The organism is Variovorax multivorans (assembly GCF_051216835.1).
In the GTDB taxonomy this organism is placed as follows: domain Bacteria; phylum Pseudomonadota; class Gammaproteobacteria; order Burkholderiales; family Burkholderiaceae_C; genus Variovorax.
The window spans coordinates 248464-269930 of the sequence record NZ_JBPJZL010000004.1 but is presented as its reverse complement, the minus strand read 5'-3'; the positions used below and the strand labels follow the sequence as shown (position 1 = coordinate 269930).

Annotated in this window: 25 protein-coding genes; 6 read left to right on the top strand and 19 right to left on the bottom strand. The window is 66.2% G+C overall.

The features are described 5' to 3' along the window. Window positions 1-522 carry a GNAT family N-acetyltransferase gene (locus ACSFCA_RS11485; RefSeq protein ID WP_435459590.1) on the bottom strand — a complete coding sequence of 174 codons (522 nt, stop codon included), beginning with the start codon at window positions 520-522 and terminating at the stop codon, window positions 1-3. A gap of 48 nt (window positions 523-570) precedes the next feature. Here ACSFCA_RS11485 and ACSFCA_RS11480 point away from each other — a divergent pair, with 48 nt between their 5' ends. The 3 genes from ACSFCA_RS11480 (at window position 571) to ACSFCA_RS11470 (ending at window position 2760) form a co-directional block, all read left to right on the top strand. Next, window positions 571-1161, top strand: a complete 591-nt coding sequence (locus tag ACSFCA_RS11480) for a helix-turn-helix domain-containing protein (protein WP_435459589.1) — start codon at window positions 571-573, stop codon at window positions 1159-1161. A 110-nt stretch (window positions 1162-1271) separates the two neighbouring features. After that, window positions 1272-1442, top strand: coding sequence for a hypothetical protein (locus ACSFCA_RS11475; RefSeq protein WP_177206563.1), 171 nt, complete (start codon window positions 1272-1274; stop codon window positions 1440-1442). Between the two features lie 127 nt (window positions 1443-1569). Then, window positions 1570-2760 carry an NAD(P)/FAD-dependent oxidoreductase gene (locus ACSFCA_RS11470; RefSeq protein WP_435459588.1) on the top strand — a complete coding sequence of 397 codons (1191 nt, stop codon included), beginning with the start codon at window positions 1570-1572 and terminating at the stop codon, window positions 2758-2760. Window positions 2761-2770: 10 nt separating this feature from the next. Here the strand turns inward: ACSFCA_RS11470 and rlmB are convergent, their stop codons facing one another. The 4 genes from rlmB to ACSFCA_RS11450 are packed head-to-tail and all read right to left on the bottom strand — an operon-like array spanning window position 2771 to window position 5806. Further along, a complete protein-coding gene (rlmB, locus tag ACSFCA_RS11465) occupies window positions 2771-3517 on the bottom strand; it encodes a 23S rRNA (guanosine(2251)-2'-O)-methyltransferase RlmB (RefSeq protein WP_007828317.1) in 747 nt (248 codons plus the stop codon). Window positions 3518-3560: 43 nt separating this feature from the next. Next, window positions 3561-4544, bottom strand: coding sequence for an inorganic phosphate transporter (locus ACSFCA_RS11460; RefSeq protein WP_258349836.1), 984 nt, complete (start codon window positions 4542-4544; stop codon window positions 3561-3563). 4 nt (window positions 4545-4548) lie between these two features. Continuing rightward, a complete protein-coding gene (locus tag ACSFCA_RS11455; RefSeq protein ID WP_435459587.1) occupies window positions 4549-5040 on the bottom strand; it encodes a hypothetical protein in 492 nt (163 codons plus the stop codon). A 55-nt stretch (window positions 5041-5095) separates the two neighbouring features. Further along, the gene (locus ACSFCA_RS11450) at window positions 5096-5806 is read right to left on the bottom strand and encodes an ABC transporter ATP-binding protein (protein ID WP_093052161.1); all 711 of its coding nucleotides are present in this window, start codon (window positions 5804-5806) and stop codon (window positions 5096-5098) included. Between the two features lie 36 nt (window positions 5807-5842). On the opposite strand from ACSFCA_RS11450, the gene ACSFCA_RS11445 reads away from it, so the two are divergent. Continuing rightward, a complete protein-coding gene (locus ACSFCA_RS11445) occupies window positions 5843-6487 on the top strand; it encodes an arylesterase (protein ID WP_435459586.1) in 645 nt (214 codons plus the stop codon). 58 nt (window positions 6488-6545) lie between these two features. Here ACSFCA_RS11445 and ACSFCA_RS11440 read toward each other — a convergent pair whose 3' ends face one another. After that, window positions 6546-6749 (bottom strand): hypothetical protein, encoded by a 204-nt coding sequence (locus ACSFCA_RS11440; RefSeq protein WP_093052173.1) that lies wholly within the window; start codon window positions 6747-6749, stop codon window positions 6546-6548. Window positions 6750-6863: 114 nt separating this feature from the next. Next, entirely contained in the window at window positions 6864-8057 is a 1194-nt protein-coding gene (locus tag ACSFCA_RS11435) for a PLP-dependent transferase (protein WP_435459585.1), read from the bottom strand. 89 nt (window positions 8058-8146) lie between these two features. On the opposite strand from ACSFCA_RS11435, the gene ACSFCA_RS11430 reads away from it, so the two are divergent. Together ACSFCA_RS11430 and ACSFCA_RS11425 are read left to right on the top strand one after the other, a co-directional pair. Further along, complete coding sequence (locus ACSFCA_RS11430) at window positions 8147-8995, top strand: AraC family transcriptional regulator (RefSeq protein WP_258349841.1); 849 nt, start codon at window positions 8147-8149, stop codon at window positions 8993-8995. Window positions 8996-9085: 90 nt separating this feature from the next. After that, window positions 9086-9535: a VOC family protein gene (locus ACSFCA_RS11425; protein WP_093052182.1), complete on the top strand. Its 450-nt coding sequence runs from the start codon at window positions 9086-9088 to the stop codon at window positions 9533-9535. Window positions 9536-9575: 40 nt separating this feature from the next. On the opposite strand, the gene ACSFCA_RS11420 is transcribed toward ACSFCA_RS11425, so the two are convergent. From ACSFCA_RS11420 to hisS, 12 genes are all read right to left on the bottom strand, one after another. Then, window positions 9576-10100 carry a phosphoribosyltransferase gene (locus ACSFCA_RS11420; protein ID WP_081269111.1) on the bottom strand — a complete coding sequence of 175 codons (525 nt, stop codon included), beginning with the start codon at window positions 10098-10100 and terminating at the stop codon, window positions 9576-9578. A 17-nt stretch (window positions 10101-10117) separates the two neighbouring features. Continuing rightward, window positions 10118-11449, bottom strand: coding sequence for an adenylosuccinate synthase (locus ACSFCA_RS11415; protein WP_258349843.1), 1332 nt, complete (start codon window positions 11447-11449; stop codon window positions 10118-10120). 23 nt (window positions 11450-11472) lie between these two features. Further along, window positions 11473-12633 (bottom strand): ATP phosphoribosyltransferase regulatory subunit, encoded by a 1161-nt coding sequence (locus ACSFCA_RS11410; protein WP_435459584.1) that lies wholly within the window; start codon window positions 12631-12633, stop codon window positions 11473-11475. 56 nt (window positions 12634-12689) lie between these two features. Beyond that, window positions 12690-12878, bottom strand: a complete 189-nt coding sequence (locus ACSFCA_RS11405; RefSeq protein ID WP_435459583.1) for a DUF2065 domain-containing protein — start codon at window positions 12876-12878, stop codon at window positions 12690-12692. Window positions 12879-12894: 16 nt separating this feature from the next. Further along, window positions 12895-13794 carry a protease modulator HflC gene (gene hflC / locus ACSFCA_RS11400; protein ID WP_093176659.1) on the bottom strand — a complete coding sequence of 300 codons (900 nt, stop codon included), beginning with the start codon at window positions 13792-13794 and terminating at the stop codon, window positions 12895-12897. Window positions 13795-13811: 17 nt separating this feature from the next. Beyond that, complete coding sequence (gene hflK / locus ACSFCA_RS11395; RefSeq protein ID WP_435459582.1) at window positions 13812-15188, bottom strand: FtsH protease activity modulator HflK; 1377 nt, start codon at window positions 15186-15188, stop codon at window positions 13812-13814. A 74-nt stretch (window positions 15189-15262) separates the two neighbouring features. Further along, entirely contained in the window at window positions 15263-16432 is a 1170-nt protein-coding gene (hflX, locus tag ACSFCA_RS11390) for a GTPase HflX (RefSeq protein WP_258349846.1), read from the bottom strand. Window positions 16433-16487: 55 nt separating this feature from the next. Next, window positions 16488-16733, bottom strand: coding sequence for an RNA chaperone Hfq (gene hfq, locus ACSFCA_RS11385; protein ID WP_012747311.1), 246 nt, complete (start codon window positions 16731-16733; stop codon window positions 16488-16490). 164 nt (window positions 16734-16897) lie between these two features. Further along, window positions 16898-18241, bottom strand: coding sequence for a ribosome biogenesis GTPase Der (gene der, locus ACSFCA_RS11380; RefSeq protein ID WP_056598124.1), 1344 nt, complete (start codon window positions 18239-18241; stop codon window positions 16898-16900). Window positions 18242-18298: 57 nt separating this feature from the next. Continuing rightward, complete coding sequence (gene bamB / locus ACSFCA_RS11375) at window positions 18299-19441, bottom strand: outer membrane protein assembly factor BamB (protein WP_435459581.1); 1143 nt, start codon at window positions 19439-19441, stop codon at window positions 18299-18301. A gap of 7 nt (window positions 19442-19448) precedes the next feature. Further along, the gene (locus ACSFCA_RS11370; protein ID WP_435459580.1) at window positions 19449-20141 is read right to left on the bottom strand and encodes a YfgM family protein; all 693 of its coding nucleotides are present in this window, start codon (window positions 20139-20141) and stop codon (window positions 19449-19451) included. A gap of 6 nt (window positions 20142-20147) precedes the next feature. Further along, window positions 20148-21458 (bottom strand): histidine--tRNA ligase, encoded by a 1311-nt coding sequence (gene hisS / locus ACSFCA_RS11365; RefSeq protein WP_435459579.1) that lies wholly within the window; start codon window positions 21456-21458, stop codon window positions 20148-20150. Window positions 21459-21467 lie beyond the last annotated feature (9 nt).

The following is a 21467-nucleotide window of genomic DNA, read 5'->3' as shown; positions in this document are numbered from 1 at the left end:
CTAGCCGTCGACCGGATTCAGCGGCGTCGCAAGAATGCGCTGGTAGAAGGCCACATCCAGCCAGCGGCCGAACTTGAAGCCGGCCTGCCGCACGGTGCCCGAATGCTCGAAGCCCAGGCGCTCGTGCAGCGCGATGCTGCCGGCGTTGGCGGCATCGATGGCGCCGACCATCACATGCACGTCGCGCGCGATGGCCTCGGCAATGATCGCCTCCATCAGCGTGCGGCCCAGGCCCTCGCCGCGGTGCGCGCTGTCGACGTAGACCGAGTGCTCCACCGTGTACTTGTAGGCGGGAAAGGCGCGGAACGTGCCGTAGCTCGCGAAACCCAGCAGCTTGCCGGCATCGTCCACGGCGCCGATCACGGGGAAGCCGTTGGCACGCTTGGTGGCGAACCACGCGACCATGTTCTCGGGCGTGCGCGGCTTGTAGTCGTACAGCGCGGTGGAAGTGACGATGGCCTCGTTGAGGATGGCCAGGATCGCGGCGGCGTGCGCTTCTTCGGTGCAGGAGATGAGACGCATGGTGTCCTCGTTGAAATATCGTTCAATATAGGAGAATAATAATCTCATATGAGAAACGATTCATCTCGAGACGACACGCCCGGCCAGAACATCGACATGCTCATCGCCACCCGGCTGCTGGCGCTGCGGCAGGCGCAAGCGCTGAGCCTCGCGGAGTTGGCCGAGCGCTCGGGCGTGAGCAAGGCCATGATCTCCAAGGTGGAGCGCGCGCAGAGCAGCCCCACGGCCGTGCTGCTGGGGCGGCTGGCGGCCGGGCTCGGCGTGCCGCTAGCGCAGCTCCTGACGGAAGAGAAGGAGCAACCGCAGCGCCTGCGCACGCGTGCCGAGCAGGAGGTCTGGCGCGACCCGAAGGCAGGCTACCTGCGGCGGCAGGTCGCGGAGCGGCACGCGGGCAGCGGCATCGAACTGGTCGAGGTCGAGCTGCCGCGCTCGGCGCAGGTCGACTACCCGCGCTGGAGCGGCAAGCCCTATCGGCAATGCCTGTGGATGCTCGAAGGCGCTCTGCGGGTGGACTACGGCGACGAGCGCTTCGAGCTCGCACCGGGCGACTGCCTCGACTTCGGCGTGGACCGGCCGCTGGTCTTCAAGGCACTGGGGCGCACCGCCTGCCGCTATCTGCTGGTGGCGAACCCGGAGTAGCCGCACGCGCAGGGTAGGCAAGCTCCGACACGCACTGGCGGCCGATGCCTGTGCGGCACCTGCCACTGCTCCGGATACTGCAAGGCATCTCAGCTTCCAGAGGAACGACGATGTCATTCGCGCTCTACATGATCGGTTTCGTGATCTTCCTGGGCGGCCTCATCTGGGGCGCCTCCGTCGCCGGCGTGCCGACGCTCTACATCGGCATCGGCGCGGTGATCCTGCTGGGGATCGGCATCTTCAGCGCGGTCGGTCGCACGCGTGGCAAGGACCCGTCCTGAGCGGCCGGGTGCATCACCGGGTACATCAATCGGGTTCACACAGGCTTCACGCCGCGCGCACATGGCGTAGCTAACTTCGCATGCGCACCGCAGACCGCGGTGCGCATCGAATCCAGTTGGCTGCCCCATGCACACTTCTTCCAGCTTCTTTTCTCCCCTCGCCTCCTCATCCTGCGCAGCGCCCCAGCCGGCTCCGGCAGCAAACCCCGGCAGCATCAAGGTCGACCTTCTCGTCGTGGGCGCGAGCTTTGCGGGCCTGGCCTGTGCCCGGGCCGCGGCCCTGGCAGGCCTCAGCGTGATGGTGCTGGAGAAGAAGAGCAGTGCCGGCGCCAAGCTGCACACCACCGGCATCATCGTGAAGGACGCGGTCGACAGCGTGCCGTGGCTGGCCGAAGTGCCTGCGGCACTCGTGCGCCGTATCGAAGGGGTGCGGCTCTATGCGCCCAACATGCGCCATGTCGACCTGCATGCGCCGGGCTACTGGTTCTGGGCCACCGACGCGCCCGCCCTGCTCGACTGGATGGTCGGCTCTGCCTGCGCCAGCGGCGTCGACGTGCGGCTGGGCACGCTGTTCGAGCAGGCGCTGTGGCTCAACGGCCGGTGGGAGGTGCCTGTGACGCAAGGACCCTGCATCACGGCCACCTACCTCGTGGGCGCTGACGGCCCCCACTCGCGCGTTGCCAAGGCGCTGGGCCTGTCGCGCAACACGCGCTTCCTCTACGGCATCGAGCACGAATATCACGGCGCGCGGATGGCGCCCGGCCTGCTGCATTGCTTCATCGACCGCAAGCTCGCGCCCGGCTACATCGGCTGGGCGCTCGACGGCGTCGGCGTTAGCCAGATCGGGCTGGCGCGCCGCATGGTGCACAACAGCGCGGGCGCGCTGAAGCTCGATCCGCTGCTGCGCAAGATTGCTTCGGTGGTCACGCCCGGCGACGCTCCGCCGGTCGCGGTACGCGCGGGAATGATCCCGTGCGGCGGCGTGCTGCCGGTGGTAGCGCGCGAACGGGCCCTGCTGGTGGGTGATGCGGCGGGCATGGTGTCGCCGGTGACGGCCGGCGGCATCCACACGGCGCTGCTGCACGGGGAGCGCGCGGGCGAGGCGGTGGCGAGCTTCGTGCGTGGCGAGGCCGGCGACCCGGCCACGTGGTTCGTTCGTGGCTACCCGGGCTTCCGGCTCAAGCGCGCGCTGCGCTTGGCCTTCGACCATTTCCAGACCGACTGGATGTTCAACCACCTGCTGGGCACGCCGCAGATGCGGCGGGTGGCGGAGCTCATCTACTTCCACCGCAAGGGTGGATCGTTGCCCAAGAGCTAGAAAAAGACGCTCAGGCGCCGCGCTGCCGCATCGCCTCGTAGAGGCACACGCCGCTGGCCACCGAGACATTCAGGCTCTCGACCGCGCCGGCCATCGGAATGCTCACCAGCTCGTCGCAAGTCTTTCGCGTGAGCTGCCGCATGCCTTCGCCTTCGGCGCCCAGCACCAGCGCCAGGGGGCGCTTGAAGTCGCTCTGGTAGATGGTGCCCGGCGCGTCGTCGCTGGTGCCCACGCACCAGATGTTGCGTTCCTTGAGTTCGTTCAGGGTGCGCGCGAGGTTGGTGACCATGAAGTACGGCACAGTCTCGGCCGCGCCGCTCGCCACCTTGGCCACGGTGGCGTTGATGCCGGCCGCGTGGTCCTTGGGGGCGATGACCGCATGCGCGCCGGCACCGTCGGCCACGCGCAGGCAGGCACCGAGGTTGTGCGGGTCGGTCACGCCGTCGAGCACCAGCAGCAGGGGCACGGTGCCGGCCTCTTCGAGGCCTTCGAGCAGTTCGTCGAGCGAGCGGACCTGGGCCACGGGTTCGACCCGTGCCACCACGCCCTGATGGCCGTGGCTGCCGCTGAGCTTGGACAGCCGCAGGCCGTCGGCCTCGACCAGCCGCACACCGGCTTCCTGCGCACGCGCGATGAACTGTTTCATGCGCGCATCGCGCCGGCTGGCGTCGAACATCACTTCGAGCACCGATTTCGGCGCGGTCTTGATGCGCACGCCCACGGCATGGAAGCCGAAGATCACTTTGGGGGAAGACATCCGGCGATTATCCCTACCCCCGGGACCTGGCCATTTCGCGTGGTCAGGCGATCGGCAAACCACTGAGCGCGCGGGTGCGCTCATCGTGCAGTTCCTGCACAGCCAACGCGCTCGGATGCACCTTCGCGCCGTTGCCCACGCTCTCCAGGTACTGGCAGGCCGCATGGCCCTCGGCTGCCTTTTCGTAGCGCGCGATCCAGGCGTCGCGCGCAGGCAGCTTCTCGGGCGACACCGGCCATATGCCCGGCTGGGGCCGCATGTGTTCGCCGATGCCGATGCGCCAGGGCTTGGCGCTCACCCGGGCACGAAAGCATTTCTGGTTGCGGCACATGCGTGCGTAGACCTTGTCGACGCCCATTGCATGAAAGCAGTCGGCCACCGCGGTGTCGGCCGGATCGAAGACATCGTGCATCGCCAGCACCCGGAAGCCCGCGGGCGTGCGATAGATGCGCAGATGCCAGTCGGGGTGCTGCTGCATGAAGCGCCCGATGCGCTCGGCCGCCCGCTTCTCGGGCGCAGGGTTGCCGCTGTGCTCGCCACGCTTCTTGCGCTGGCCGATGACCCAGGCCACGACGAAGACCACGATGCCCGCGATCAGCCCGCCCAGCCAGGTCTTGGCAGCCCAGCCGCCGACCACCCCGGCGATCAGCGCCGGCACCAGCGCAAAGCCGAACACGCTGCCGCGCAAGGGCTCCTCGAAGTCGATGTCGACGAACAGCACGTCGGGCGTGTTGAGGCAGCGCGCGCCGTAGGTGTTGCGCGTGATGACGGTGTCGCCCTGGCGCTCGACGATTTCCTCGCGGATCGGCATGCCGTCGGCGCCGTTGTAGGGCATCTTGCGTTCGCGGCGCTCGAGCTTCTCGCCCTTGTGGACGATGCGGTCGAAGGCATCGCGCGTGCGCTGGTCGGCGTGCGCCTGCGCGGCCAGTGGGCTCTCGTCGGACCAGCCGAAGCGGCGCACGGTGAACTGCTTGCCGCCCACGCTCTCCTGGATACGGCCTTCGGCCCAGAACTGGGGAACGATCATCGACTCAAGCCTTTCCGGCAATCAACAACCAGGCCATGACCGCCGCCAGCACGATGATCAACGCCGGCAGCCATTTGTAGCCGTCGCCATGTACGCGGCCCGGTTCGTCCATCGGGCGGCGGGGCATGTGCTGGGTCAGGGGGCTGAAACTTCCGAGCGCCGGGTCGTCATGGTTGTCGACCAGCCGCTTGGCCGCAGACAGGCTCAGGCCCGTGGCTTCGCGCGTGAGGCGGATGGCCTCGATCTTGTTGCCCTGCGCCAGGGCTGCGAGTGCGATGGAGGGCATGGAGGCGAAGCCGCGGTCCTGCATGGCGGCGGCAGGCGCACCGCGTCCGCGGGCATCGCCTTCCCCTCGCTCCAGCCTGTCGGCGTAGCGATCGACAGCGTCCTTGGCCGACTTGAGGTCCACGCCCGTGCGGTCGCGCACGATCTTGATGGCCTCGATCATCCTGCCGCGCTGCAGCGCCAGGGCGGCGTCGGGCGGAAGCTCCTCCATGAATATCTCCTGTGTGGCTGGCTATTTACTTATGTTTAATAGCTTATTGCGCTTGTCAGGCGGGCGCCAGAGCCACTTTTTCATTAAGTGCGACACGACCGGCCTCGATGGTGATGCGTCGCTCGCATCGGGCTGCGATGCCCCGGTCGTGGGTAACGAGCACGAGCGTGGTGCCGAGCTCGCGATTGAGGTCGAACATCAGCCGCATCACCTGCTCACCGGTGGCGAAGTCGAGGCTGCCGGTGGGCTCGTCGGCCAGCAGCAGCGCCGGTTGCACCACGAAGGCACGGGCCAGCGCCACACGCTGCTGCTCGCCGCCCGAGAGCACCTTGGGGTAGTGCCCGAGCCGCTGGCCGAGGCCGACGCGGCCGAGCATTTCGGTGGCCGCCTTGCGCGCATCTTTTCGGTTGGCCAGCTCCAGCGGGAGCATCACGTTTTCGAGCGCGCTCAGGTTGCCCAACAGCTGGAAGCTCTGGAACACGAAGCCCACGCGCTGCGCGCGCACGGCGGCGCGCTCGTCCTCGTCGATGGCGAAGATGTCTTCGCCGGCGATGCGCACCGTGCCGCGCGTTGGTGTGTCTAGCCCCGCGATGATCGACAGCAGGGTGCTCTTGCCGGAGCCCGAGGCGCCGACGATGGCCGCGGTTTCCCGCGCGCCGAGGGTGAAATCGATGTCCTGCAGAATGTCCAGCGTGCCGGCCGAATCGGTGACGGACTTGAAGACATGCTCGACGGCGACAATTGCATCAGACGGGGGTTGGGACATGGAAAGGCTTTGGTTTTGAATCGACGTGACTTTATCTTGACCACCGCCGCGCTCGGCAGCGCGGGGCTATGGACGACCGCGGCGCAGGCCCAGGCTCAGGCCCAGGTACCGATGGCTGGCAAGCCGGTGATCCTGGTGCTCGGCGATTCGCTGAGCGCAGAGTACGGCCTCAAGCGCGGCGAAGGCTGGGTACCCTTGCTGGAAAAAAGGCTTGCGCAGCAGAAGATCGCGGCCACCGTGGTCAACGCCAGCATCAGCGGCGACACCAGCTCCGGCGGGCGCTCGCGCCTTGCCTCGCTGCTCGCACAGCACAAGCCCAGCCACGTGGTGCTGGAGCTCGGCGCCAACGACGCGCTGCGCGGCCTGCCACTCTCGGACACCGAAAGCAACCTGATGCAGATCACCAAGGCCGCGCAGGCTGCGGGCGCAAAGGTGCTGATCGTCGGCATCCAGGTGCCGCCGAACTACGGCGGCGACTACACGCGGCGCTTCGAGGCGGTGTTCTCCAAGGTAGCGGGCGCGACCAAGTCCGCGCTCGTGCCCTTCCTGCTCAAGGGCGTGGCCGATACGCCCGATGCGCTCTCGCTGTTCCAGGCCGACCGCATCCACCCGACCGCCGCGGCACAGCCTCAACTGCTGGACAACGTCTGGCCCGAGCTGCGCAAGCTGCTGCCGAAATAAAAAAACCGCCGCAGGCGCAGGCCTGCGGCGGCTTCTTGATGGGTACGCCAGGAGCGGATCAACCGTTCTTGGTGGGCAACTCGGGCACCGTGGGTGGATCGCGTTCGAGCGAGGCCACGTCGGTTTCCGGGTCTCCGGGGGCCAAGCCGTCGCTGCTCGGATTGAGTTTGCGGTTCGCCTTTTCCCGGAGCTTTTCTTCCTTCTTCTTCTTCTTGGCCAGCTCTTTCTGGCGCTTCTCGTAGCCGTAATTGGGTGTTGCCACTGCTTCTCCTTGGGCGAGGCAGTCAGGGTGACTGCGCGTGGCCTACTGTAAGCGATAACGGTGCAGTCCCAAGACGGTACCCAATGACGCTCCCAGAGAGCGAGAAGCGATTTTTTACATCCGTGCCAGCGCCTGCTGCAAGTCGGCGCGCAGGTCCTCCACGTCTTCAAGGCCGATCGAAAAACGAACGAGCGTTCCCTTGTAAGGCCAGCACGCCACGGAGGCATCGCGCATCAAGCCGATGTCGTACGGCACCACCAGGCTGATGGGGCCGCCCCACGAGTAGCCGAGGCGAAAAAGCTGCAGGCTGTCGCAGAAGCGGTCGACCTGCTCGGTGCTGTAGCGCTCGTCGAACACGACCGAGAACAGGCCTGCGGCCAGGTTGGTCTCGCCACACAGCGCGCGCCAGTGCACGTGCCCGGGCGAGTCTTCGAGCGCGGGGTGCAGCACCTGCGCGATCTCGTCGCAGCCGTTGAGCCAGCCGGCCAGTTCGCGCGCCGCACGGTCGTGCGCGGCATAGCGCAGCGCGATGCTGGGCAGCGAACGCAGCAGCGTCTCGACATCGCCCACGCCGATGCCGAAGCCCATGCGCATGTGCGTGAGCTTGAGCGCGCGATGCAGCCGCTCGTCGCGCGTGATCACGCTGCCCATGAGCACGTCGCCGCCGCCGCTCGGGTACTTGGTGAGCGCGTGCACCGAGATGTCGACGCCCTGCCCGCTGTCGTTGAAATCGAAAGGCGCAAAGGCCAGGCCCGCGCCCCAGGTGTTGTCAAGCGCGGTCATCACACCCCGCGCGCGGCAGACGTTGACGAGGGCGGGCAGGTCGGGAAACTCCATCGTCACCGAGCCCGCCGCCTCGACCCAGACCAGCCGCGTGCGATCCGACAGCTTGGCCGCGAGGTCGGCCGGATTCATCGCGTCGTACATGCGGTGTGTGATGCCGAAGTTCGCCAGCTCACCGGTGGCCAGCGCCTTGTTGGGGCCGTAGGCGTTGTCGGGAATCAGCACCTCGTCGCCGGTCTTGAGAAAGGCGAACGACACCAGCGAGATGGCCGCCAGCCCGCTGGGCACGAGCAGGCATTCGGTGCCGCCTTCGAGCGTGGCCAGGCGCTCTTCCAGCGTGAAGGTGGTGGGAGTGCCGTGCAGGCCGTAGGTGTAGCCGGCCTTGGTGCGCCAGTCGCGCGCGCGCATGGCGGCCACGTCGGCGAAGAACACGGTCGATGCCTTGAACACGCCGGGCTGCGGCGCGGCGAAGGTGGCGGGCGGGACGTAGGGGTGGTGGATCAGGGTCGTGGAAGGCTTGCTCATGGAGCGATGCTAGCGCGAGCGTCGCATCCGGGGATTTCGCGGGCGCGGTGATTGCGTCGCGTGGCGGCTCGGCAGACACTTCCCGCGTCATGCAGCTGACCCGACCACCCTCCCCCCATCTGCGCCCCTTCGTGCGGCTGCTGTGGGCCTCCGCGCCCGATGGGCCGCACGAGGGGCGGCCGGGCGCGCGCGAACACGTGCTCCCCACAGGTGGGATGCATCTCGTGTTCCGGCTTTCGGGGCCGCCGCTGCGCCTGTTCCAGGACGATGCCGATGCGCGGGGCTTCACGGTGGGCCATGCCATGGTGGGCGGAGCCCGCTCGGCGTTCTTCGTGCGCGACGTGTCGGTGCAAACGCGCTCGGTGGGCGCCATGCTGCAGCCTGGCGCGGCCAAGGCGCTGCTCGGTGTACCCGAGGACGCGCTGGCCGACCGCCACACATCGCTGGACGCGCTCTGGGGCGCGGACGCTGACTTCGCGTTGGAGCAACTCCACGGCACCGACTCGCTGACGCGGCAACTCGCGATCGCCGATGCCCTGCTGGGCGCACGCCTTGCCGCCTCCGCCATGCACGGACTGCATCCCGCAGTGGCGCAGGCGCTGGCGCGCATGTCCGACGCCAGCGCCAATAGCGACGATGCGCAAGCCGGCGCCATCCGCGAGCTGGTGAAGCAAAGCGGCTACAGCCACCGGCGCTTCATCGCGCTGTTCCGCGGCATGACCGGCCTGGCACCCAAGCAGTACGCGCGGATGCTGCGCTTCGACCGCGTGATCGGGCAGTTCGCCATGGACCCCACCCAGCCCTGGGTCGATCTGGCGCTGCAGGCCGGCTACAGCGACCAGGCGCACTTCAACCGCGACTTCCTGGCCATCGCCGGTATGTCACCGCAGGCGTATCGGCGGGCAGCACCAGCATCGTCCCGGCATGTGCGAATCTGACTACTCACCCGCAGGTCAAATTTGTTCAAGACCTGGAAAGCACCGGCCACCAGAATCGCGCCTATCTCATCAAACAGACCGGACAAAACCATGGCCATCCACGAGCTGTTTCCGTACCTCTGCGTCCACGATGCCGGCGCAGCCATCGAGTTCTATTGCAAGGTCTTCGAGGTGAAGGAAATCTTTCGCCTGACCGAGCCGAGCGGCCGCATCGGCCATGCGGAGCTGGACTTCAACAATGGCGCGATCCTGATGATCTCGGACGAATTCGCCGAGTTCAACATCCACAGCGCGAAGACGCTGGGCGGCACGGCCGTCACGCTGCACCTGCACGTGGACGATGCCGACGCGGTGGTGGCGCGCGCGGTCGCCGCGGGCGCCACGCTGAACATGGCGCCGCAGGATCAGTTTTATGGGGAACGTTCCGGCGTCTTTCACGACCCCTTCGGCCATCGCTGGAACGTGGGGCACAGCATCGAGAAGCTGACGCCGGAAGAAATGCAGCGGCGCTACACCGCGATGCTCAGCGACGCAGGGTGAGCCGGCGGCGCTGCTTATTGCCGAAGGGTCGGCCGATGGATCAGACCGACCACTTCTCGATCAGCTTCTCGGCGCCCATGGAGTCGTAGCCTTCGAAGGGCTGATGGATCCACGGGTTGGTGGCAAGAAATTCCACCTGGTAGTCGGGCGTGAAGGTCGACAGCGCTTTGGTCCAGATCACTGCGCTGCGCAGTTCGGTGATGGGCGGGTAGTTGTTGCGCAGCATGTCCATGACGGCATGCAGCGTGTGGCCCGAGTCGGCCAGGTCGTCCACCAGCAGCACGCGGCCTGCGATCTCGCCCTTGGGCGTGGTGATGAAGCGGGCGATGTCGAGGTGGCCCTGCACCGTGCCGGCGTCGGCGCGGTACGAACTGGTCGACATGATCGCCAGCGGCTTGTCGAAGATGCGCGAGAGCACGTCGCCGGGGCGCATGCCGCCGCGCGCCAGGCACAGGATGGTGTCGAACTGCCAGCCCGACTGGTGCACCTTGATCGCGAGCTTTTCGATCAGGTTGTGGTACTCGTCGTAGCTGACGTAGAGATGCTTGCCGTCTTCGGTCAACATGGTTCTTCTTTTCCTCTTCAGTCGGCCAGATAGGGGTGACGCATCATGATCGTGTGGTCGCGGTCGGGGCTGGTCGACACCATGTGGATCGGCACGCCGGTGACCTGCTCGATGCGCTGCAGGTACAGGCGCGCATTGATCGGAAGCTTGTCGTACTGCGTGACGCCGACGGTGCTTTCGCTCCAGCCTTCGAGGGTTTCGTAGATCGGCGTGCAGCGCTCGATCTCGTCAGCGCCCATCGGCAGGATGTCGGTGATTTCGCCGTCGAGTTCGTAGCCGGTGCACAGCTCGAGCTTTTCGAGGCCGTCCAGCACGTCGAGCTTGGTGATGCACAGGCCCGACAGGCCGTTGACCTGCGCCGAGCGCTTGAGCAGCGCGGCGTCGAACCAGCCGCAACGGCGGCTGCGGCCGGTGGTCACACCCTTTTCGGCACCCACGGTGCTCATGTGGTAGCCCGGGGTGCCGGGCGTGGCCCAATCGAGCTCGGTTGGGAACGGACCGCCGCCCACGCGCGTGCAGTAGGCCTTGGTGATGCCGAGGATGTAGTGCAGCATGCCCGGGCCCACGCCCGAACCGGCGGCGGCATTGCCGGCCACGCAGTTGCTGGAGGTGACGTACGGGTAGGTGCCGTGGTCGACGTCGAGCAGCGTGCCCTGCGCGCCTTCGAACAGCAGGTTGGCGCCGTTCTTGTGCGCGTCGTTCAGTTCGCGTGAGACGTCGGCCATCATGGGCTTGAGCAGCTCGGCGTGCCTCATGGCCTCGTTGAAGACTTCGTCGAAGTCGATGGCCGGGGCGCTCAGCACCTGCGTCAGCACGTGGTTGTGCAGGTCGAGCAGCACGCGCAGCTTGGCCGCGAAACGCTCGGGGTGCTTCAGGTCCTGCACGCGCAGCGCGCGGCGCGCGATCTTGTCTTCGTAGGCCGGGCCGATGCCGCGGCCGGTGGTGCCGATCTTCTCGATGCCGCCCTTCTCGCGGTAGGCCTCGCGCGCGATGTCCAGCGCGGCGTGGAACGGCAGGATCAGCGGGCAGGCCTCGCTGATGCGCAGGCGCGAACGCACCTCGACACCGGCCTTCTCCAGCCCTTCGATTTCCTCGAAGAGCTTGGCGGCCGACAGCACCACGCCGTTGCCGATGTAGCACTTGACGCCGGGCCGCATGATGCCGCTCGGGATCAGGTGCAACGCGGTTTTCACACCGTTGATGACCAGCGTGTGGCCCGCGTTGTGGCCGCCCTGGAAACGGACCACGCCCTGGGCGCTTTCCGTCAGCCAGTCGACCAGCTTGCCTTTGCCCTCGTCGCCCCATTGGGTGCCGACGACGACCACGTTTCTTCCGGTGGTTACGCTCATGCTCGTTCCATTACTTCAAAAATTCAGATCGCTCGGACAGTCCACTGGCCAGCTTGCTCGATGAGCTCGCGATCGCAGTGGAATTCATCGATTTCGCTGCCATGGCCCGGCAGCACGCAGACTACCGTTTCGCCGGCCTTGCGCAATTGGGCAATTGCCTGACGCAGGCCGGCCGCATCGCTCCAGGGTGCGCGGATGGCGGCGCGCAGCGGGCGGGCCGGCAGCACGCCGACCAGTTCGCGCACGTCGAGGCTGAAGCCGACGGCCGGACGGTTGCGGCCGAACACGGCCCCCACTTCGTCGTAGCGGCCACCGCGCACCAGCGAGTCGGCCGCGCCGGGCACGTAGATGCCGAAGCGCATGCCGCTGTAGTACGCATAGCCGCGCAGGTCGGCCAGGTCGAAGCTGATCTGGCGGCCGGCCACGCCCTGCAGACCGGCGGCGAGCTGCTTCAGGTCGGCCAGGGCAGCGCCCACGGCGGGCGTGCCTTTCAGGGCCTTGGCGGCCTCGTCGAGCACCGACGCATCGCCGTACAGCTGAACCAGCGCACGCAGCCCCTCGCGCGAAGCAGCGGGGAAATCCTTGGTGAGCGATTCGAGCTCGCTCGCGTCCTTGGCGGCCAGCGCTGCATGCACCCGGGCCAGCGCGGCCGCATCGACCGGCACGCCGGCGAACAGGGCACGCACGATGCGGGCATCGGCCAGGTCGACAATCACGCCGTCGCGCAGGCCGGCGGCATCGAGGCAGTCGAGCGCCAGCAACAGGGTTTCAGTGTCGGCTTCGAGCCCGGCATGGCCGTAGATCTCGGCGCCGAACTGCAGGGGCTCGCGGGTGGCGTGTGGGCGGTCGGGCCGAGTGTGGAGCACCGGGCCGCAGTAGCACAGGCGGGCCACACCGTCACGGTTCAGCAGATGGGCATCGATGCGCGCCACCTGGGGAGTGGTGTCGGCACGCAGGCCCATGCTGCGGCCGGAAAGCTGGTCGACGAGCTTGAAGGTTTGGAGGTCGAGCGCCTCGCCGGTGCCCGAGAGCAGCGATTCGAGGTGCTCGAGCAGCGGCGGCATCACCAGCTCGTAGCCATAGCCACGGGCGGTATCGAGCAGCTGGCGTCGAAGTTCTTCGATGTGGCGCGCCTCGGAGGGCAGCACATCGGCAATGTGATCCGGGAGGACCCAGGCGGACATGGGGATCGGGGGCGTGGTTAAACCGGGATTCTACCGGGACCGCGACCAGCCCAAGACTAGGCCAGGATCCAGAGCAGTAGCAAACCCAGCAGGATGCTGCAAAGTCCGAAGAAACGAAGCTGGCCGTCGCGCAGCTGCATGAGCTGCCCGAAGCCGCGCCGCCACCCTCCTGGTGAGACAAAAGGCAGGATGCCTTCGATCACCAGGACGAGCGCCAATGCGCTCCAGAAAGTGTCGGCGCTCACGGCTCCTGGCGAAGAATCAACGACGAGGGGCGTTGGTGGTAGAGCCCGAGCCTTGCATGGCGCGGAAGAAGTCCGACGATGGGTCAAGCACCATCACGTCGCTCTTCTTGTTGAAGCTCTGCTTGTAGGCATCGAGGCTTCGGTAGAACTGCGCAAATTGCGGATCGCGGCCGAAGGCCTCGCTGTAAGCGGAAGCGGCCTGGGCATCGCCCTCGCCCTTGATCTTCTGGGCGTCGCGGTAGGCGTTCGCCACGATCACCTCGCGTTGGCGATCGGCATCGGCGCGAATCTTTTCGCCTTCGGCCGTACCGGTCGAACGCAGCTCGTTGGCCACGCGTTTGCGCTCGGCTTCCATGCGGCGATAGACCGATTCGGTGATGGCCTCCACGTAGTCGACACGCGTGATGCGCACGTCGACCACGTCCACGCCCCAGGGCTTTGCACCCTTGACCACCGACAGCACTTCGCGCTGCACGTCGGCCATCAGGGCCTCGCGGCGCACCGAGATCAGGTCGCGCACGGTGCGCTTGTTGATGTTTTCCTGGAACGCATTGCGCACCACGCGGTTGAGCTGCATTGCACCGGCGTTCTCGTCGAGACCGACGTTGCGGATATAGGCCTGCGGGTCGCTGATGCGCCAGCGCACGTACCAGTCGATCACCACGCGCTGCTTCTCGGCGGTAAGCATGGGCTCGGTGTCCACGCTCGACAGCGTCAGCAGGCGCTTGTCGATGTACGACACGTTCTGGAACGGCGGCGGCAGCTTGAAGTTGAGGCCGGGCTCGGTAATGACCTGCTTGATCTGGCCGAGGGCATAGACCACGCCGAACTGGCGCTGGTCGACCACGAAGAGGGTCGAGCTTGCCAGCACGAGCAGCACGAGGATCGAGGTGGCGATGAATCCGATTCTGTTCATATTCTTTCGGGCCTTTCTCAACGCACGTCGCGGTCACGCGAGCGGCCATCGCGGCCACGCACATCGGTCGTCGCGGGGGCCACCGGGATCACCGAGGACTGGGCCGGCGCGGTGCCGGCAACGTTGGGACTGGCCGCATCGACCGGGGTGGCGGTGGCGCCGCTGTTGCCGCCCATCTGCATGAGCTTGTCGAGCGGCAGGTACAGCAGGTTCGAGCCCTGCTTGCTGTCGACCAGTACCTTGGTCGTGCTGGCGTAGATCTGCTGCATGGCGTCGGTGTACATGCGGTCGCGCGTCACCTGCGGGGCCTTCTGGTATTCAGCCAGCACCGCGCTGAAGCGGCCTGCATCACCCTGGGCCTGCGCCACGATCCGCGCCTTATAGGCTTCGGACTCTTCCTTCAGGCGCGAAGCCGTACCAGTGGCAAGCGGCACCACGTTATTGGCGTAGGCCTGTGCATCGTTCTTGGTGCGCTCGCGCTCCTGGCCAGCTTTGAGCACGTCGTCGAACGCGGCCTGCACCTGCTCGGGCGGACGCACGCCGCCCTGCTGCAGGTTGATGCCGACGACTTCGACGCCGATCTTGTAGCGGTCGAGGATAGTCTGCATCAGCGCGCGCACGCGCGGTGCGATCTGGTCGCGCTCTTCGGCCAGCGCGGCGTCCATCTTCATCTTGCCGACCACCTCGCGCACGGAGGTCTCGGCCACCTGCACGACGGTGTCGGCAGGCGACTTGCTCTCGTAGAGCCATGCGCGCGGGTCGCTCAGGCGGTACTGCACGGCAAACTTGATCTCGACGATGTTCTCGTCTTCGGTCAGCATGGCCGATTCGCGCAGTCCGGTGGAGCGCACGATGGCATCGCGGCCCACGTCTGCGGAGCGGATCTGCGTGGTCACCACCACTTCGTGGCGCTGAATGGGGTACGGCAGGCGCCAGTTGAAGCCTGCGCCCACGGTGCTCTTGTAGCTGCCGAACTGCGTGACGACGGCCTGCTGGCCTTCGTTCACGATGAAGAAGCCGGTGCCGAGCCAGATCAGGACCGCCACCGCGGCCACGAGGCCGAGGCCGAATCCTGCGTTTTTCATGTCGGGCCTGTAGCCGTTGCCACCACCGCCGCTACTGCCGCCGTTGGGGCGGTTGCCGCCGCCCTTGCCACCGAAGAAGCCACCGAGCTTGCGATTGAGGTCGCGCCAGAGTTCGTCGAGGTCAGGCGGGCCCTGGTTCGGACCTTGTCCACGGGGACGGTTGTCGTTGCTGTTGTTGTTGCCCGAAGGCGGAGGCGTCGGTGCGCCGGGGGGATTGGCATCGGGGGGGCGGTTGCCGGCTGGGCGGTCGCCGTTGGAGGACGACGGCTCGTCGCCGCGACCCCATCGGCCATCGTTCAGGTTGAACATGCCCAGAAACCCTCTCCGCGCTGGCTTTGAATTCATTCGCTTCGTTCTCTTGTCAGTGGCGGGATTGTGCCCAATCAATCGGCTGCATCGTGCAATTCAGCGTTTGCCCCAGGGGTCATCGTATCGGCTACGGAGCCCGACTGCCGGGCGAGCTCGGCCCGCAACAGCGGCACGCCCTCGCCGCTCTTGGCGCTGAGGAAGATGCGGGGAACCTGCACGCCATCGATTTCCATCTCGTCCTGCAGATGCAGCGGATGTTGCGCGCTTTCAAGGGCATCGAGCTTGTTGAATACCAAAAGCTGCGGAACGGTGTCGGCACCGATCTCGCGCAGCACCGCCTGCACCTCGGCCATCTGCTCGGGGTAATGCGGGTTGGAGGCATCGATCACGTGCAGCAGCAGGTCGGCATCGACCGCCTCCTGCAGCGTGGCCTTGAAGGCATCGACAAGGCCGTGCGGCAGGTCGCGGATGAAGCCTACGGTGTCGGAGATCGATACCTGCCGCCTAGCATCGCCCAGGTAGAGGTTGCGTGTGGTGGTATCGAGCGTGGCGAACAGCTGGTCGGCCGCATAGGCGCGGGCCTTGACCAGCGCATTGAACAGCGACGACTTGCCCGCGTTGGTGTAGCCCACCAGGGAGATGTTGAAGGTCTCGCGGCGCTCGCGCTGGCGGCGCTGCGTGCCGCGCTGCTTCTGCACCTTGGCGAGACGCTCGCGCGTGCGCTTGATCGACTCGCTGATCATCCGGCGGTCGAGCTCGATCTGCTTTTCACCCGGGCCGCCGCGCACACCGGCACCGCCGGTCTGGCGCTCCAAGTGGGACCAGCGGCGGACCAGCCGCGTGCTGAGGTACTGCAGGCGAGCCAGCTCGACCTGCAGCTTGCCTTCGTGCGAACGCGCACGCTGGGCGAAGATCTCGAGGATGAGAAAGGTCCGGTCGTAGACGGCAACGTCGAGCTGGCGTTCGAGGTTGCGCTGCTGCGCGGGGCTCAGGGCCTGATCAAAGATGACCTCGCTCGCCCTGTACAGGGCAGCCAGCTCCTTGATTTCTTCGGCCTTGCCGCTACCAACGAACAATGCCGCATCGGGCGCCTTGCGCTTGCACGCAAGACGGGCGACGGGCGTCAGGCCTGCGGTCTGCGCAAGCAGGCCGAGCTCCTCGAGTTCGCTGTCGAAATGGGGCAGCCCGAAATCGACGCCGACGAGAACGGCGGCGCCTTCCTGGCGGGGGATCAGTTCAGACAAGCGGGATCAGAAATTGGGAAAAAGCGCGGCAGCAGGGCTGCCGCGCTCCGCGCGATCAGGCTGCGGCGTCGTCGTTCTCGGCAGCCGAGAAGTTGACGGCACGACCCGGCACGATGGTGGAAATGGCGTGCTTGTAGACCATTTGCGTCACCGTATTGCGAAGCAACACGACGTACTGGTCAAAAGACTCGATCTGGCCCTGCAGCTTGATGCCGTTCACCAAATAAATGGAAACCGGCACGTGCTCACGACGCAGGGTGTTCAGAAACGGGTCTTGCAGAAGTTGCCCTTTATTGCTCACGATATTCTCCGTGTTCAAGAGTAGTTGTTGGAGAGATGACCTTAACACAGGGTTTCTGCGCTGCAGCAATCGGGGTCAAAAGCCTTGAGAAAATAACGGTTCTCAAAAGGCGGAACTTCCACTCCTGCTGCAGCTCATTGGCCGCCATCGGCGGCCAAGCTCCCTCAATCGTCCTTGTCGGCAAATGGATTGTGCGAGCTCTTGAACTCGATGCGCAAGGGGGTACCCACAAGGTCGAATTCCTTGCGGAAGCGCCCCTCGAGGAAGCGCTTGTAGGCATCAGTAACATGCTCCAGCGAATTGCCATGGATCACGATCACCGGCGGGTTCATGCCCCCCTGATGCGCATAGCGCAGCTTGGGGCGGTACATGCCGCCCCGCTTGGGCGCCTGGAACTGCACCGCCTCCAGCAGCAGGCGTGTCAGCACCGGGGTCGACATCTTGCGCGTGGCCGACTTGTGGGCCTGCGCGATCGCCTGCCACACCGGGCCCAGACCCTGGCGCTTGATGGCCGAGATGAAATGCAGCGCCGCAAACTTCAGGAACGGCAACCGGGTCTCGATCTGCCGCTGGATCTGCTCGCGCTGGTAGCTGTCGACCGCGTCCCACTTGTTGATGGCGATCACTACCGCGCGACCGCTCTCGAGGATGTAGCCCGCAATGTGCGCGTCCTGGTCGGTCACGCCTTGCGTGGCATCGAGCAGCAGCAGCACGACATTGGCCGACTCGATGGCCTGCAGCGTCTTGACCACCGAGAACTTCTCGATCGCCTCGAACACCCTGCCCTTGCGGCGCAGGCCGGCCGTGTCGATCAGCTCGAAGCGCTGGCCGTTTCGCTCGAAGGGCACGGAGATTGCGTCGCGCGTGGTGCCCGGCATGTCGAAGGCCACCAGGCGCTCTTCACCCAGCCAGGTGTTGATCAGCGTGGACTTGCCCACATTGGGCCGGCCGGCCACGGCCAGCTTGATCGGCTTATTGACCTCGTCCTCGTCCGTCTCGTCGTCTGGATCAGGCAGGTTCAGCGGCTCGAGAGCAAGCTCGACCAGGTCGCGCATACCCTGCCCGTGCGCTGCCGACACACCATGCACATCGCCGAAGCCCAGCTCGTAGAAGTCGACCAGCTTGGTGCCGTCGTGCATGCCCTCGGCCTTGTTGGCCGCCAAGACGCAGGGTTTGCCAAGGCGGCGCAGCTCGTTGGCGATGTCGTGGTCTTGCGCCGAGAGTCCCTCGCGGGCGTCGACCACGAAGATCACCACGTCGGCCTCGGCCACGGCCTGCCGCGTCTGCTTGGCCATTTCCTTGTAGATGCCGCTGCCCGCGTCGGGCTCGAAGCCGCCGGTGTCAATCACGATGAACTCGTGCTTGCCCAGGCGGCCGTTGCCGTAATGGCGGTCGCGCGTGAGTCCGGCGAAGTCGGCGACGATGGCGTCGCGCGTCTGGGTCAGGCGGTTGAAGAGGGTCGATTTGCCGACGTTGGGCCGCCCGACCAGGGCCACGACCGGCTTCATGGCCGGCCTTTCGATGGCTCGGTATTCATGGTCGGGCCTTGGAAAAAGAAAGAAAAGTTATTCAGGGCGATAGCCAAAAACGCCACCCTTGGCAGTCACCACCACGACCGTGTTGCCGGCCAGTACCGGCGTAATGGTGATGGCCGAGCCATCGGGCGTGATGCGATTGAGCAGCGCACCGTCTTCGCGCGAGACGAAATGCAGCGTGCCGGTGTCTTCGCCGACGATCAGCGAGCGGCCCACGGCCAGCGGTGCGGTGAGGTTGCGATTCTTGAAGCGGCTCATCTGCCAGGCGCGTTCACCGTCGGCACGGCGCCAGGCCACGACGCTGCCGTCGGACTCGGTGCCGTAGACAAAACCGCTGTCGCCGCTCACACCGTCCGCGCCCGAGGCCGGCTTGCTCCAGACCAGCGAGCCGCGCACGGTTTCGACGCAGCCGACGCTGGCGTAGTAGGCGCGGGCGCAGACCGTGTCGCCGAAGCGGCTCACGCTGCCGGTCAGGTCGACCAGGCGTTCCACGTCGTTGGTGCCGCGCGGAGCCGCAATGGGCGATTCCCAGCGCGAGGTGCCGTTGGCGGGGTTGATGCCGACCAACCGGCCGCCGATGCCGGCCACCAGCGTGTCGCCCACGGCGATGAGCACGCCCGACTTGCGCAGCACCAGGTTTTCACCTGCGCGCTGCTGGATCCAGAGGCGACGGCCGCTCTGGCCGTCCCAGGCACTGATGCTGCGGTCGGCGGTCTGCACGAACACGCGGCGGCCTGCCACCAGCGGCGCGGTGAACGCCTGGGCCGAGAGCTTCTGCTTCCACAGCACCTTGCCGTTCTCGATGGCGACCAGTTCGTTGCTGGTGGTGACGACCGCGGCCATCGACCCGTCGCTGCCGACACCGGCTGCCAGCGGGGCACCGGCGCTGGCGCGCCAGCTTTCGCGGCCGGCGCGGGCATCGATGGCGACCACCGTGCCGTCGCTGCCGGCCACGGTAACCGTGTCGCCGCTGACATCGGTGGTGAGCGGGAACTGGACTTCGGGGATGCGCACAGTCCAGGCCTGGCGCACGCTCATCAGGGCCGGGTTCGCGGGCAGTTCAGCCGGCTTCGGCTTGCTGGTGCCCGAACAGGCGGCGAGAAACGCTACCAAAACAAGAGCTGATCCCGCGCGCAGGGCGGTCGATTCAGGCATGAAACGCTTGAAATTCATGATGCGGTCAGGGAGTTTTGGGGGCTGCGGGTGTGACGGTGACGACAGGCGCCAGGCTCTTCGGATCGACACCGACCGCGTTGAGCTTGATTTCAACCAGACGGCGGTAGTCCGAGGTGGCGCCAAGGCCGGTCCACGCCTTGCGGTATTCGGTCTGCGCTTCAGTGCGCTTGCCTTGAGCCAGATAGATGTCGCCCTTGCGGTCGGCTACCAGAGGTTCGAATTCCTTGGGCACGCTGCCGTCGAGCTGCTTGAGGGCATCGTCGTAAGACTTGCTGTCGAGCAATTCGGCCGCAAGCCGCAGTCGGGCGATGGCCTTGTAGCCGGGGTCGATGGCGTTCTGCGCGACCCATTCGAGCTCGGCGCGCGAGCCCGCGGCATTGCCCTTCTCGTACAGCGTCTTGGCGACCAGCAGGCCGGCCTGTTGCGCATAGGCGGTGCCGGCGAAGCGCTTCTTCATGTCGTCGAGCACGAGAGCGATGCGTGCCGGGTCGCCCGCCTGCGCCGTCTTCTCGACCTCGTCGTAGAGCGACGAGGCCTGCGCCGCCTTGTTGCGGCCATACCATTGCCAGCCGTTCCAGGCCACGAAGGCGCCAGCGACGAGCAGCACGACCGAAGTGATCAGGGTGCCGTAGGTATTCCAGAAATGCTTGAGCTGGTCGAGCTGTTCCTGTTCTTCGAGGTCGAGATGGGTTGCCATGCGCTGTCAGTTGTTGGGAGCCGGCGATTGTAGGGTGGCGGCCCAGGCGGCCACTTCAGCAAGTGGCCGGGAGGTTTGCGCGCCGCTTCCGTCGCGCAGCGCCTTGAGAGTCACTTCGCCGCGTGCAAGTTCATCGGCACCGAAGATCAGGGCGTAGGTGGCGCCGCTGGCATCGGCTTTTCTCAGCTGCGCCTTGAAGCTGGCGAGGCCCTCAGCCGTCGTCGCATGCATCTGCACGCTGATGCCCGACTCGCGCAACTGCTGGAGGGTGCGCAGCGCAACGGGCATCGACGCGGCATCCGGCACGACGGCGTAAGCGTCGGGCGCGGGCGCGCCAATTTCAGCGCCCTGCTCTTTCAGCAGATCGAGCACGCGCTCGATGCCGAGCGCCCAGCCAACGGCTGGCGCGGGCTTGCCACCGATTTGCGCGATCAGATCGTCATAGCGCCCGCCTGCGCACACCGTGCCCTGCGAGCCAAGGCGATCGGTCACGAACTCGAAGACGGTCAGGTTGTAGTAGTCAAGACCGCGCACGAGGCGAGGATTGATCGTGAAGCCGATATCGTTGGCCTTCAGGATGGCTTGCAGCCCCTCGAAGTGGGCCAGCGACTCCGCACCAAGGAAGTCGATCAGCTTCGGCGCCGACTCGACCACTTCCTTCATCGCAGGGTTCTTCGTATCGAGGATCCGCAGCGGATTGCTGTGCAGGCGGCGCTTGCCGTCTTCGTCGAGCTTGTCGGCGTGCTTCTCGAAGTGCGCGATGAGCTGAGCGCGGTGCAATGCGCGTTCGGCCGGCTGCCCGAGGCTGTTGAGCTCGAGGCGAACGTCGGTCAGTCCGATGGCTTTCCAGAGTGCACTCGCCAGCAGGATCAGCTCGGCATCGACGTCAGGCCCGGCAAAGCCCAAGGCCTCGGCACCGATCTGATGGAACTGGCGGAAGCGTCCGCGCTGCACGTTCTCGCGGCGAAACATCGGTCCGGTGTACCAGAGGCGCTTGGGGCCTTCGTACAGCATGTTGTGCTCGATCACCGCGCGCACCAGGCCGGCAGTGTTCTCGGGGCGCATGGTCAGGTGCTCGAACTTGCCATGCTTGTCCGCGCGATCCTCGAAGGAGTACATCTCCTTCTCGACAATGTCCGTGACTTCACCGATGCCACGCACAAACAGCGCCGTGCGCTCGAGAATCGGTGTGCGGACATTGCGGTACGCATAGCGCCCCATCAGGTCGCGCACGGTGGCCTCGAGCCATTCCCAGCGCGCCGATTCGGGCGGCAATATGTCGTTCATGCCTTTGACGGCATTCAATTTTTCAGCCATGAGTCTGCG

Coding starts and splice junctions, on each gene's coding strand:
- ACSFCA_RS11370 (WP_435459580.1), bottom strand. CDS start 20,141: ATGGCAACCCATCTCGACCTCGAAGAACAGGAACAGCTCGACCAGCTC.
- ACSFCA_RS11430 (WP_258349841.1), top strand. CDS start 8,147: ATGCAGCTGACCCGACCACCCTCCCCCCATCTGCGCCCCTTCGTGCGG.
- der (WP_056598124.1), bottom strand. CDS start 18,241: ATGAAGCCGGTCGTGGCCCTGGTCGGGCGGCCCAACGTCGGCAAATCG.
- hisS (WP_435459579.1), bottom strand. CDS start 21,458: ATGGCTGAAAAATTGAATGCCGTCAAAGGCATGAACGACATATTGCCG.
- hflK (WP_435459582.1), bottom strand. CDS start 15,188: ATGTTCAACCTGAACGATGGCCGATGGGGTCGCGGCGACGAGCCGTCG.
- ACSFCA_RS11485 (WP_435459590.1), bottom strand. CDS start 522: ATGCGTCTCATCTCCTGCACCGAAGAAGCGCACGCCGCCGCGATCCTG.
- ACSFCA_RS11415 (WP_258349843.1), bottom strand. CDS start 11,449: ATGAGCGTAACCACCGGAAGAAACGTGGTCGTCGTCGGCACCCAATGG.
- ACSFCA_RS11450 (WP_093052161.1), bottom strand. CDS start 5,806: ATGTCCCAACCCCCGTCTGATGCAATTGTCGCCGTCGAGCATGTCTTC.
- ACSFCA_RS11410 (WP_435459584.1), bottom strand. CDS start 12,633: ATGTCCGCCTGGGTCCTCCCGGATCACATTGCCGATGTGCTGCCCTCC.
- ACSFCA_RS11460 (WP_258349836.1), bottom strand. CDS start 4,544: ATGATCGTTCCCCAGTTCTGGGCCGAAGGCCGTATCCAGGAGAGCGTG.
- ACSFCA_RS11455 (WP_435459587.1), bottom strand. CDS start 5,040: ATGGAGGAGCTTCCGCCCGACGCCGCCCTGGCGCTGCAGCGCGGCAGG.
- hflC (WP_093176659.1), bottom strand. CDS start 13,794: ATGAACAGAATCGGATTCATCGCCACCTCGATCCTCGTGCTGCTCGTG.
- ACSFCA_RS11480 (WP_435459589.1), top strand. CDS start 571: ATGAGAAACGATTCATCTCGAGACGACACGCCCGGCCAGAACATCGAC.
- ACSFCA_RS11475 (WP_177206563.1), top strand. CDS start 1,272: ATGTCATTCGCGCTCTACATGATCGGTTTCGTGATCTTCCTGGGCGGC.
- ACSFCA_RS11435 (WP_435459585.1), bottom strand. CDS start 8,057: ATGAGCAAGCCTTCCACGACCCTGATCCACCACCCCTACGTCCCGCCC.
- ACSFCA_RS11470 (WP_435459588.1), top strand. CDS start 1,570: ATGCACACTTCTTCCAGCTTCTTTTCTCCCCTCGCCTCCTCATCCTGC.
- ACSFCA_RS11425 (WP_093052182.1), top strand. CDS start 9,086: ATGGCCATCCACGAGCTGTTTCCGTACCTCTGCGTCCACGATGCCGGC.
- bamB (WP_435459581.1), bottom strand. CDS start 19,441: ATGAATTTCAAGCGTTTCATGCCTGAATCGACCGCCCTGCGCGCGGGA.
- rlmB (WP_007828317.1), bottom strand. CDS start 3,517: ATGTCTTCCCCCAAAGTGATCTTCGGCTTCCATGCCGTGGGCGTGCGC.
- ACSFCA_RS11420 (WP_081269111.1), bottom strand. CDS start 10,100: ATGTTGACCGAAGACGGCAAGCATCTCTACGTCAGCTACGACGAGTAC.